This window comes from Parasphingorhabdus litoris DSM 22379 (assembly GCF_020906275.1).
GTDB lineage: Bacteria > Pseudomonadota > Alphaproteobacteria > Sphingomonadales > Sphingomonadaceae > Parasphingorhabdus > Parasphingorhabdus litoris.
Map to the genome: position 1 here is coordinate 1470797 of NZ_CP086727.1, position 11651 is coordinate 1482447.

The 11651-nt window shown below is 53.8% G+C and carries 11 protein-coding genes; 8 read left to right on the forward strand and 3 right to left on the reverse strand.

Annotated elements, in window-relative coordinates:
• Positions 1-78 precede the first annotated feature (78 nt).
• Both BS29_RS07090 and BS29_RS07095 read right to left on the reverse strand, forming a co-directional pair.
• On the reverse strand, positions 79-1071 hold the full coding sequence (locus tag BS29_RS07090) for an aldo/keto reductase (RefSeq protein WP_229956502.1): 993 nt from the start codon (positions 1069-1071) through the stop codon (positions 79-81).
• Complete coding sequence (locus BS29_RS07095; RefSeq protein ID WP_229956813.1) at positions 1049-2458, reverse strand: alanine/glycine:cation symporter family protein; 1410 nt, start codon at positions 2456-2458, stop codon at positions 1049-1051. Before BS29_RS07095 ends, BS29_RS07090 begins: the two co-directional genes overlap by 23 nt.
• Before the next feature lie 120 nt (positions 2459-2578).
• Here BS29_RS07095 and glmM point away from each other — a divergent pair, with 120 nt between their 5' ends.
• Genes glmM through BS29_RS07120 form a run of 5 tightly spaced genes read left to right on the forward strand, consistent with a single transcriptional unit; the run spans position 2579 to position 5650 of the window.
• Positions 2579-3919 (forward strand): phosphoglucosamine mutase, encoded by a 1341-nt coding sequence (gene glmM, locus BS29_RS07100; RefSeq protein ID WP_229956503.1) that lies wholly within the window; start codon positions 2579-2581, stop codon positions 3917-3919.
• Positions 3919-4146 (forward strand): DUF1272 domain-containing protein, encoded by a 228-nt coding sequence (locus BS29_RS07105; RefSeq protein WP_229956504.1) that lies wholly within the window; start codon positions 3919-3921, stop codon positions 4144-4146. Before glmM ends, BS29_RS07105 begins: the two co-directional genes overlap by 1 nt.
• Before the next feature lie 12 nt (positions 4147-4158).
• The gene (locus BS29_RS07110; RefSeq protein ID WP_229956505.1) at positions 4159-4335 is read left to right on the forward strand and encodes a hypothetical protein; all 177 of its coding nucleotides are present in this window, start codon (positions 4159-4161) and stop codon (positions 4333-4335) included.
• Positions 4332-5084, forward strand: coding sequence for a bifunctional hydroxymethylpyrimidine kinase/phosphomethylpyrimidine kinase (gene thiD / locus BS29_RS07115; RefSeq protein WP_229956506.1), 753 nt, complete (start codon positions 4332-4334; stop codon positions 5082-5084). Before BS29_RS07110 ends, thiD begins: the two co-directional genes overlap by 4 nt.
• Positions 5085-5092: 8 nt before the next feature.
• A complete protein-coding gene (locus BS29_RS07120; protein ID WP_229956507.1) occupies positions 5093-5650 on the forward strand; it encodes a ribonuclease HII in 558 nt (185 codons plus the stop codon).
• 11 nt (positions 5651-5661) lie between these two features.
• Here BS29_RS07120 and BS29_RS07125 read toward each other — a convergent pair whose 3' ends face one another.
• Positions 5662-6741: an acyl-CoA desaturase gene (locus tag BS29_RS07125; RefSeq protein ID WP_229956508.1), complete on the reverse strand. Its 1080-nt coding sequence runs from the start codon at positions 6739-6741 to the stop codon at positions 5662-5664.
• 364 nt (positions 6742-7105) lie between these two features.
• Between BS29_RS07125 and BS29_RS07130 the strand changes: the two genes are divergently transcribed.
• The 3 genes from BS29_RS07130 to BS29_RS07140 all read left to right on the forward strand — a co-directional run bounded on the left by BS29_RS07130 (position 7106) and on the right by BS29_RS07140 (position 11558).
• Positions 7106-8266 (forward strand): site-specific DNA-methyltransferase, encoded by a 1161-nt coding sequence (locus BS29_RS07130; protein WP_326838501.1) that lies wholly within the window; start codon positions 7106-7108, stop codon positions 8264-8266.
• A 10-nt stretch (positions 8267-8276) separates the two neighbouring features.
• Positions 8277-9395 carry a dihydropteroate synthase gene (gene folP, locus BS29_RS07135; protein ID WP_229956509.1) on the forward strand — a complete coding sequence of 373 codons (1119 nt, stop codon included), beginning with the start codon at positions 8277-8279 and terminating at the stop codon, positions 9393-9395.
• Between the two features lie 93 nt (positions 9396-9488).
• Positions 9489-11558, forward strand: coding sequence for a S9 family peptidase (locus BS29_RS07140; protein ID WP_229956510.1), 2070 nt, complete (start codon positions 9489-9491; stop codon positions 11556-11558).
• Positions 11559-11651 lie beyond the last annotated feature (93 nt).

The window sequence follows — 11651 nt, forward strand, 5'->3', positions numbered from 1 at the left end:
ACCGAGAAATGCCGCATCCGTCATACTATAGCAGGATGCTTGTAGGAAAGCACCACGAGGTATCGCCAAGGTAGCCGGTCAAAGCCGGACCATGGCCATCATTGCCTCGCCATAGCGTGGACCAGACGTGCCTCCAATCGGTGCCGCTTTCTCGAGCTCGTCCAGATCGGCATCCGTCAGGTTCACGTCCACTGCCGCCATGCTATCCTCCAGCGTCGCGCGGCGCTTGGAGCCGGGGATCGGGACAATGAAGTCACCCTGGGCCAACAGCCAAGCCAGGGCCACTTGTGCAGAAGAGGCGCCATGGCGGCCAGCAACCTGTTTGACGACATCGACCATCTTCAAATTTTGGTCGAAATTTTCCTCCGAATATCGCGGATCACGCAGACGATAGTCATCTGCATCAAGATCATCGCGACTGGCAATCTGTCCGGTCAGAAAACCGCGCCCCAGGGGACTATAGGGCACGAAGCCGATGTTCAAATCCTGACATATCGGCAGGATTTCCTCTTCAATACTGCGCTCCCACAGAGAGTATTCGGATTGCAGAGCCGCGATGGGGTGCACGGCATGCGCGCGCTTGATCGTATCGGCTCCGGCCTCTGACAGGCCGAGATAGCGCACCTTGCCGGCCTGAACGAGTTCAGCCATCGCGCCGACCGTATCCTCGATCGGAACATTGGGATCAACGCGATGCTGGTAGAATAGATCGATCACATCAATACCCAGCCGCTGCAGAGAAGCATCGCAGGCGCGGTGTACATTGGCAGGGGAGGAGTCCGTCCCGATATTCGGCATATCGGTCAGATCGAATCCGAATTTGGTAGCGATGACCAGACGTTCCCGGCGGCCTTTGATCGCCTGGCCGAGCAGCTCTTCATTCTTATAAGGCCCATAAACTTCGGCCGTGTCAAAGAAGGTCACGCCCAATTCTATCGCACGGTCAAGGGTTGCCAGACTTTCGGCCATATCAGCCTGACCATACATGCCGCTGCCAATACCGAACATCGGCATGCAGCCCAGGCCAAGCGCTGATACTTCCAGTTCCTTACCGAGTTTGCGATACTTCATTTGGCGGGTTCCTCTGACTCAGTTTCTGTTTGTCCAGATAGCCGAAAATCTCTCGTCTGATTTCCGGTGCGAAAATGTAGAGCGCGATGATATTGGGAATAGCCATCAAGAAAAAGGCGCTATCGACCAGCTTGATGACTTGCCCCAATTCCAACATCGCACCGATCGGCAAACATATAACATAGACAAACTTGTAAGACCAAATCGCTGCCTTGCTATGCCCGAACAGGTAGCACCAGGCCTGCTGACCATAGAAGCCCCAGGCGCAAAGCGTCGAGAACCCGAACAGGAAAACCGCCACCGCCAGCAGATAAGGGAACCAGTCCGCTACCGTTGCAAAGGCGGCAGAGGTGATTTCTATGCCCTCGACATCCCCGATATAGGTGCCCGCAACGACCATGGCGATGGCACCCAGTGAACAGATGACCACCGTATCAACAAACGGCTCCAGCAAGGCCACCAGACCTTCTGAGGCCGGTTCGTCGGTGCGCGCCTGCGTATGGGCGATGACCGCGGAACCGATACCGGCTTCCGATGAGTAAACCGCACGTCGCATGCCAACAACAAAAGCACCGATAGCGCCGCCTGCCGCGGCCTCGCCGGTGAAGGCATCGGAGATAATCAGCCCGATGGCAGCTGGAACTTGCTCGAAATTAATGGCCAGTATCGCGAACACCCCGCCAAGATAAACGAGGCCCATGGCGGGTACGACGGATGCAGTTACGCGTGCGAGCCAGCCAACGCCGTTAATTACCACCAAGCCAACGAGAGCAGCCATGATGATGCCGTAGATCAATGGTTCCGTGAAACCGGTGACATGGGCCACCTGCGCATAGCTTTGGTTGACCTGGATCAGCGGGATCGCGCCAAACAGGGCGAGAAACGCATAGATCCCGCCGATGATCAGGCCGATTTTCGCAAAGCCCTTGGCTGCGAGGCCGTTTTTCAGCGTATACATTGGCCCGCCGCGGACATCACCATTGGGCTGCACTTCACGATATTTGAGGCCCAGCGTCACCTCTGCACATTTCAGGGTCATAGCAACCCAGCCAATGATGAACATCCAGAAGGCCGCACCAGGGCCGCCGGTGGACAAGGCGATGGCAACGCCAGCAATATTGCCCAGGCCGACGGTACCCGATAAGGCAGTGGTGAGCGCTGCGAAGGGCGACATGTTACCCGGTTGGTTAGGGCTGGTGAATTTTCCTTGTAATGCCCGGAAACCCGCGCCCATTCCGCGGAGGTTGATGAACCCCAGATAGGCGGTAAAGAACAACATCGGGACGGCCAGCCAGAGCACCACCAGTTCAATATCAATGCCGAATATATGGGTCTTGTAGAACACCATGTCGGACAGGCGGTCGATAAGACTGTTTAGAATATCTATCATTTTACCAATTGGACCCCTGTTTCGGCTTTATACTGATCGGGGCAGACGCTAAGGCTTAACCAAATGCAATGCCAACCCTAATTTGGCCTATATATCAATTGGAGAATGCGGCCTCTTATGACAAAGAAATTTTTTGGAACGGACGGGATCCGCGGACTGACCAACCAGCGCCCGATGACCGCTGAAATTGCGATGAAAGTTGGGCAGGCGGCGGGGCGCCATTTTCTGCGCGGAGACCATCGTCACCGGGTCGTTATTGGCAAGGATACAAGGCTTTCCGGCTATATGATGGAAAATGCCTTGGTTGCGGGCTTTACCAGCGTTGGCATGGATGTGGTTCAGGTTGGTCCGATGCCAACACCGGCGGTAGCGCTATTGACGCGCTCCATGCGCGCCGATCTTGGCGTCATGATCTCGGCTAGCCATAACCCTTATTATGATAATGGAATCAAGCTGTTCGGACCTGACGGGTTCAAACTGTCGGATGAAGATGAGCTGAAAATCGAAGGCTATCTCTCTGAAGATGCGAAATTGGCACCCGCGGAGGATATCGGCCGTGCAAAGCGGTTTGAAGACGCGCGGGGTCGCTATATCCACGCGATTAAAATGTCATTGCCCGATCAGATCCGGCTCGATGGACTGAAAATGGTCGTCGATTGCGCCAATGGTGCAGCCTATCAGGTGGCGCCATCGGCTTTCTGGGAACTGGGTGCGGAAGTGATTACGATCGGCGTCAATCCCGATGGCAAGAATATCAATCATCAGTGTGGTTCTACTGATGTTGCAGCCCTGCAAGAGAGCGTAGTAGCTAGCGGAGCGCATATCGGCATCGCGCTGGACGGGGATGCCGACCGCCTGATCGTAGTGGATGAAAAGGGCAAGATTGTAGACGGCGACCAGCTTATGGCCCTGATCGGTTCCAGCTGGAACCGCAATGGACTGCTCCGTGGCGGCGGGATTGTCGCGACGGTGATGTCCAATCTCGGGCTGGAGCGCTTTCTGGCCTCAGAAAAGCTTAGTCTTATCCGCTCCAAGGTCGGTGACCGTTATGTGCTCGAAGAGATGAAAAAAGGCGGCTTTAACGTTGGTGGCGAGCAATCCGGACATATGATCCTGCTCGATCACGGCACAACTGGCGATGGCACGATCGCTGCGCTGCAGGTTTTGCGCGAACTGGTGGAGAGCGGCAAGCCAGCGAGTGAGCTGCTGCATCTGTTTGACCCGGTTCCGCAATTGCTAAAAAATGTCCGTTATTCCAGTGGCGCGCCGCTGGACGATGACAATGTGAAATCGGTAATTGCAGAGGCGGAGAAAGAGCTAAACGGATCGGGACGTCTGGTTATCCGCGCATCAGGCACCGAACCGCTGATCCGCGTGATGGCAGAGGGCGACAATAGTGATCAGGTCCATCAGGTCGTGGACCGTATCTGTGATGTCGTTGCCGAGGTCGCCGCCTGATGCTGGATATGCGGCCGGACTGTGAAAGCTGCGGCAAGGATTTGCCAGCCGACCAGAGTGGCGCGCTTATCTGCTCGTTCGAATGTACCTTTTGCGATGCGTGCAATGCAGCAACGCATAAGGGAGTTTGCCCCAATTGCGGCGGTATCCTGATGCCAAGGCCGACCCGGTCTGCAGAGTTATTGCAGAAATTTCCCGCTTCGACCGAGCGGAAGTTTAAGGGCTAGCGGGGGTTTAGCGTGATATTCCTTGCAATCATCATCATGGTGCTATTTGTCCCGATTGCTGTCGGGCTGGCGTTGTTCATCATCGTACCAGACTGGTTTCAGGAAAATCGAAATTCTGTGATTATCGGTATTGGTATCGCCGATTTTCTGCTGTTTGCAGCGATTGTCCTGCTGCTCTTTGGTGTATGACGGCCAGTTATCCTCGCGTCCTGTCTATTGCCGGCTCTGACAGCGGAGGCGGGGCAGGGATACAGGCGGATATCCGGACAATAACCAATCTTGGCGGTCACGCGATGACTGCAATTACGGCGGTGACGGCGCAGAATAGTGAGGGTGTGACGGCTGTGGAGTTGATGGCACCGGAAATGGTGTTGGCGCAAATTACGGCGGTGATGGATGATTTTGGTGTCGATGCCATCAAGATTGGGATGCTGGGATCACCGGATATCGCTCTGGCTATCGCTGAATATCTCAAAACCTTAGACGGCATCGCGGTTATTTTCGATCCGGTGATGGTTGCAACCAGTGGCGCGGCGCTGGCGGATGACCGCACGGTCGCAGCGTTTGAAAAAATCATTCCGGCCTGTAGTCTTGTTACGCCCAATCTGGATGAAATTGAGCGTCTTGGGGGAGAGGAGGCGATTTCCCGCTTTGACGCTCCGTTTCTGGTCAAGGGCGGGCACGGGGCAGGGGATCTGCTGATCGACCGGTTGATCGATGCCAATGGCGAAATCGAACATTGGGAAGGCAGTCGGATCGATACGCGCCATAGTCATGGAACAGGCTGTACCTTGTCGTCGGCCATCGCGACTTATCTGGCGCATGGCGAGGCCTTGCCAGCTGCGATCGAAAAAGCACGTGACTATGTCAGGGCAAGCCTGAAGGCCGCGCCGGGTTTTGGCGCAGGCCATGGTCCCATGGGCGTTCCGCAGATATGACGGCAAGAATGATAGCTGGCATAGATGAAGCGGGCAGGGGGCCACTGGCCGGGCCGGTGGTTGCGGCGGCGGTCATATTGCCGGATGGGCATGGCATAAGAGGGCTGGATGACAGCAAGAAACTGACCGCAAAAAGGCGCGAGGCACTTGAACAAGAAATATTAGAAAAAACTATATTTCACATATCATTATGTGATGAGTCTGAGATTGATTCTATCAATATACTGCAAGCAACCATGCTCGCTATGACGCGCGCAGCAGATGGATTGTCGCAGAAACCCGATCACATCCTGGTCGACGGCAATCGCTTGCCAAAATGGGACCATGATGCCGAGGCGGTAGTTGGCGGTGATGCCATTCATGCCTGCATCTCGGCTGCCTCAATTCTCGCCAAAGAGCATCGGGATCGCATGATGATCGCAGCGGCCGAAGAATATCCCGAATATGGCTGGGAACGCAATAAGGGCTATGGCACGGCCGAACATATGGCGGCGCTCAGAAAATATGGGCCAACGCCGCTCCATCGAAAGAGCTTTGCGCCGGTAGCGCAGTTTTCCTTGCTTTAGATGGTTGAGCTTTAGGCGGCTTGTTTGGCAGCTGCTTTGGGTTTTTCCGGAACCCATTCACCATTTTCATCCTTGGTATAGCGTGGTGCCCACTTAACATTCCACACGAGGCCCATTTTCTCCCACAGTCGAATGATACCGGCGCAGGGATCAAACTCCCACCATGTCAAGCCGGATGTGGCCGAACGGGGATGCTGGTGATGGTTATTGTGCCAGCCGTCTCCCATGGTCAGGATGTTGATCAGCAGATTGTTTTTCGCTGTTCCATGGTCATGAAAACGCTGTGAGCCAAACATGTGACAGACGCTGTTCACGCTTTGCAAAACGGTCAATACTGCGAAAATCCGCAAAAATCCAGCGATTAAGATGGTTCCGATGATCGCTTCTGGTCCGGCAAAAGCCAGGGCCCAGAGCGCCGGGAAAACGATCGCAGATACAAAATACCAGAACCAGCGAGTCCGATGCGCGAACATTACGATCTCGTCATCGACCAGCCCTTTGCCGTAGATGCTGAGATCGGTTGTCGTCCGGTCAAACAGCCAGCCGACATGGCTATGATGAAATTTCATAAAGCCTTTCAGCGGCTTGCCATAGCCATCGAAATGCGGACTGTGGGCGTCTCCCACTTTATCTGTCATCGCATGATGCCGCCGGTGATTGGCCGCCCAATGCAAGGCAGAACCTTGTGCTGCCGACTGGGTCAATATCGCAATGAATATGCCCATAGGTTTCGATGTTTCAAACGTGCGGTGTGAGAAATAGCGGTGATAACCGACAATACAGCCGACCATGGAGAGGAAATAACCGACCAGAAAAGCAGACCATTCCACCCAGCCTGATCCATAGGCGAACATCCAGTAGATGGCAGCGATCGAACCGCCAATCTTGGTGGTCGACAAAATTGCATGTTCCCGCAGCTTTGCGCGCGCTGCGCGACCGCCATATTTCGCGCCAAATGGGACCGTCACCGCGCCATTTTCGGCTTGTAACAGCCCTTGCTCACTATCGTTGGATTTCGCTTCAAAAAGTCTTTTTTCAGCCTGTGCTGCAATGGCATCGGTGGTATTGTTCACATTGGTATCAATAGTCATTACGCGCCCCGTTCGACAAAATGCCAGCATCTGCTGAAATACTGCGCAGACATAATCATATTTTGCGAAACCCGGCAAATAAGTTAACCAATGTGCAACCCAAATTTGAGGTTAGTCTTTGGGAAATACGAAAATTTTATTTTATCCAATTTGGGTGGGCAAGCGAGTCCTTTGGGACACACCACTAGGGATTGAGTCCGCCGACCGCGTGAAGACTCCATATCTGGTGGGGGACTCGTTTCGTTCTCCTTTTCCATTTTCTGTTAACCATAAAGATACAGCTTTAACCTAGGTTAACGGCCTTGACCGCTGGCCGCTGAGGACTCACCCTAAGCGTCACTTCAGTCAAAAAGGCGAAAAATTCATGGGTATTATTGAGCGTATCGACACGCCCAAAACAAAGGCAAAGGCGAAAACCACCGCAAAAAAGACGGCTTCGAAAAAGCCCGCGGCTGACCTGCCGTTGAACCAGATTTTGAAGATGGATTGTGTGGAGGCGATGAAATCCCTGCCCGATGAATCCGTCGATATGGTTTTTGCCGATCCACCCTATAATCTGCAGCTCGGCGGCGATCTCTATCGGCCAGAAGGTGGGCAGGTGGACGCTGTGGACGATGCCTGGGATCAGTTTGACAGTTTCGCCGTTTATGATGCTTTTACAAAGGCGTGGCTGAAAGAAGCACGGCGGATATTGAAACCAAATGGCTCGCTTTGGGTGATTGGCAGTTATCATAATATCTTCCGGGTCGGTGCATCGTTGCAGGATCTCGGCTATTGGATCCTCAATGATATTATCTGGCGCAAAGCGAACCCCATGCCGAATTTCAAGGGCACCCGCTTTACCAATGCCCACGAAACGCTGATTTGGGCGTCAAAAAGCGAGAAGGCGAAATATACGTTCAACTATCGCGCGATGAAGAATCTCAATGACGAGCTGCAAATGCGCAGCGACTGGGTCATGCCGATCTGTGGCGGACAGGAGCGGCTGAAGCGCAATGGCGTGAAAGCGCATCCAACCCAGAAACCGGAAGCCTTGCTGTACCGCGTGATGCTGGCCACCACCAACAAGGGTGATGTCGTGCTCGACCCGTTTTTTGGTACCGGTACAACAGGGGCTGTGGCCAAGCGTCTGGGCCGTCACTGGATCGGCTGTGAGAAAGAAGATAGCTATTGCGAAGTGGCAGAAGAGCGCATCGAAGCAGCACTCCCGCTGGATGAAAGCGATCTCAAGACGATGCAATCACCCAAGGCAAAGCCGCGGGTTGCCTTTGGAACATTGGTCGAAACCGGTTATTTGAAACCAGGCACCCAATTGTGCAGCAAGAACCGCAAGTTCAAAGCCAAGGTCCGGGCCGATGGTTCGCTGGTCTGGAACGGCCATGAAGGCTCAATTCACAAAATCGGCGCGACGGTGCAGGACGCGCCAAGCTGCAACGGCTGGACCTATTGGTATTATGATGACGGCAAAGAGTTGAAGCCTGTCGACGCGCTGCGGCAAACCTATTTGCTGGCAACGGAACCATAGGAAGAATATCATGGCGGACGCCATTGGCCCGGATGCGAAAATCTACCTGAAGCCCGTTGGTTTCCTTGATAGCCCACAATATTTTGATGAGCAAAATAAACGTTTAAACAACAGTTTGCTTTGGTTTTCTCAGATTGAATATTCGATAATTGAGGATGGCAAGCCGACAATCAGGAACCTGGTTCCGGTGGAATTGTGGGACAAAATTGCGTCACGATTGCCAGACCCTCTGCAAGAGCGGGCGGCGACGCTACTGGCCAATCTGACCAGGAGCCACGCACCGCTGCAATGCGGGGAACGGGTGCTGCGCTTTGATCAGCCTCATGTGATGGGCATATTGAACATGACGCCAGATAGTTTTTCGGATGGCGGCAAGCATGAGGGCGATCCCCAAATTGCGGCAGATGCCGGGTTTGATATGGCAACCGCTGGTGCATCCATTATCGACATTGGCGGCGAGTCTACCCGTCCCGGTGCGGAAACCGTTTGGGAAGGGGATGAGATTAAGCGGGTTGTACCGGTAATCGAAAAGCTCACCCAATGCGGCGCCGTGTTGTCGATAGATACGCGAAAGGCCGCCGTTATGGAGGCTGCAATCGGGGCAGGGGCGCATCTAATCAATGATGTCTCTGCGCTGTTACATGATAAACGCTCACTCGAAGTTGCAGGCGTTTCCGGAAGACCTGTCGTGCTGATGCATGCACCCTCCAGCGGCAAGGATCCTCATAAAGGTGATGGCTATGGCGATGTGGTGACCGATACGTTCGATTGGCTCGAACGGCGCATCGCAGATGTTGTTGAAGCGGGTTTTGAGCGGGAAAAGATCATTGTTGATCCGGGCTTGGGCTTTGGAAAATCACTATCCGACAATCTGGCTCTGATGAACAATATCGCACTTTTCCATGCGCTTGGTCAGCCGCTGCTCATCGGTGCGAGCCGTAAGCGCATGATCGGTGCGTTGTCCAAGGAAGCACCAGTAGACCAACGCCTTGGCGGTTCCATTGCCTTTGCCCATCACGCGATCCAGCAAGGGGCGCAGATCGTGCGCGTCCATGACGTGCCGGAAACGGTACAAGCCGCGCAAATCTGGCGCGGAATGCGAGATGCCGGAGTGACAGCGCGGGTTTAACGGCGATATCGCTTTCTATCTCAAATCATGCAAATTCCCGCTGGCAAAGCCCACGTGACGTCCATAGGATTGGATGAAACGAAGGGAATTGTAATGAAAACACGCTATTTGCTCGCCGCCTGCTCACTTCTTTCCGTTACCAGCGCAGGACTGGCAGAGGTCCCAGATGACACGAGCAAATTTACATCCGAGCGTGTTTTTGACCTAGAATATGCTGATGATCCGCAGATCTCTCCGGACGGTAAGACCATTGTTTACGCCCGCAAATCAATGGATAAGCGCAGCGACCGTGTCATCGGCGATCTATGGGCAATCACGACGCAAAACGGGGAACATAGGCCTTTGGTGTCGGGAGAAGGCTCCAGTTCCTCGGTCCGCTGGTCACCCAATGGAGATCGGTTGGTCTATCTCACGACAACAAATGGTAAGCCCGACCTGAGGGTCCGCTATATGGACAGCGGTGAGAGCTTTTCACTGGCGCAGTTAGGGGTAAATCCCTCTGCTCCGACCTGGTCTCCCGATGGCAAGTCAATCGCTTTTTCGATGTTTGTCCCCGATAAACCAGCATCTTTTGCTAAACCGCCTAAAGGTCCGCAGGATTCAGAATGGGCCAAACCAGTTCGCGTGTTCGATGATCTGGTATTCCGTTTTGATGGCGCCGGCTATCTTCCCAAAGGAAAAAGCCATGTCTTTGTATTGAGTGCTGAAGGCGGCACACCGCGGCAGGTGACCAAAGGCAAAAATGGCTTCAGTTCGCCTGAGTGGCTGGGCAATGGGGCGCTTCTGGTGACGGGTAATGATGTTGAAGACGCCTATCTCGACCCGATTGAAAGTGAAATTTACCGAGTGGATCTGTCGGACCTGTCCATGACCGCTTTAACACAGCGCGATGGTCCTGATTTTGCGCCGAAGGTTTCGCCCAAGGGATCAAAAATCGCCTATCTTGGCTATGATGACAAACTGAAATCCTATCAGCATACGGAACTCTATGTGATGGGCGTCGATGGCAGTAATTCGCGCAATCTGACGGCGAATTTCGATCGATCCATTAGTTCTGCGCAATGGCGTGCGGATGGAAAGGCACTGATTGCACAGGTCGAGGTCGACGGTTTGCTTACTCTTTTGTCGATTGATCTGTCTGGAAATGTCAAAACCCTTGTGCGTGATGTCGGTGGCACCGCCATTGGTCGTCCCTACGCTTCGGGCAGTTTCTCGGTGGCGAAAAAGACTGGCGGAAGTTCACCCGTCATTGCTTATACCAAAGCCAGTACCAACCGTCCGGCCGAAGTGGCTCTTTCGCGCGGCGGGAGATCCGGCAAGGTTCTAACCAATCTCAACGATGATGCGCTGGGTCATCTGCAACTGGCCAAAGTCGAAGAAATCATCACCAAATCCACACATGACGGCCGGGATATTCAGGCCTGGGTTGCGCTTCCTCCCGGTTTCAAGGCAGACGGATCCTATCCCATGATCCTCGAAATCCATGGTGGGCCTTATGCCATGTATGGTCCGTTTTTTGCAGCCGAAATTCAGCGCTTTGCAGCGGAAGGCTATGTAACGGTCTATGTCAATCCTCGCGGCTCGACCGGCTATGGCGAAACCTTCGCGCAGCTCATTGATCTCGACTATCCGGGGAACGATCATGATGACCTGATGTCTGTTGTCGATGCTCTGGTAGCGAAAAACTATGTCAGCAAAGACCGTTTGTTCATAACCGGTGGTTCGGGCGGCGGCATTTTGACGGCTTGGGCAGTAGGGAAAACCGACCGTTTCGCTGCTGCTGCTTCGATCAAACCGGTGATTAACTGGACCACCATGGCGCTGGCGGCCGATATCTCGCGATTTGTCAGCCGTCACTGGTTCCGAGCACAACCTTGGGAACAGCCAGAGGAATATTGGCGGCGGTCTCCCTTGTCCATTGTGAACAACGCGAAGACGCCAACAATGCTTATGGTCGGGGAAGCGGATTGGCGCACGCCGGCTTGGGAGGCAGAACAGTTTTATACCGCCTTGAAAGTTCAGAATGTCGATACCGTGCTGGTGAAAATTCCCGACGCGCCGCATCTGATCGCCGGTCGGCCGAGCAATTTGATTGCCAAGGTCGACAATATAATGGGTTGGTTTGCCAAATATGATCCGGTCAAGGCCGACGAGGGGAAGTGAATTGGGATAGCGCCTTGAACTATAATCAGCCGCAAAATCCGCCCAATATGAATGAAAACGACGTTACTGATATTCGCGGCAAGGTTGTGCGGT